Source organism: Shewanella sp. S1-49-MNA-CIBAN-0167 (assembly GCF_040310145.1).
GTDB lineage: Bacteria > Pseudomonadota > Gammaproteobacteria > Enterobacterales > Shewanellaceae > Shewanella > Shewanella psychromarinicola.
Genome location: NZ_JBEOPO010000348.1, coordinates 1 through 260 on the forward strand (window position 1 = coordinate 1; position 260 = coordinate 260).

Genomic DNA, 260 nt, shown 5'->3' on the forward strand with positions numbered 1-260 from the left:
TGTTTGACTAACGCTTCAACATTTTGACCATCGGCAGGGTAGAAAGTAAGCCCGATGCTACCTGTCACGTTGACTTGCACTTCTTTAATGCTAATACATTGCATCAGGCTATTTTTCACTTTTTCAGCAATTGTTGCAGCGTGTTCTAAGTCACTCACATCTTCAAGAATTAAGGTGAACTCGTCTCCGCCTAGACGCGCAACCGTATCATGATCTCGAACACATCCACGTAAACGTTTAGCCACTTGATGCAGTAACAG

The 260-nt window shown here is 43.5% G+C and carries 1 protein-coding gene; it reads right to left on the reverse strand.

The features are described 5' to 3' along the window. A partial coding sequence (locus AAEZ00_RS21575; RefSeq protein WP_351090003.1) for a diguanylate cyclase domain-containing protein occupies positions 1–260 on the reverse strand: 260 nt, incomplete at both ends.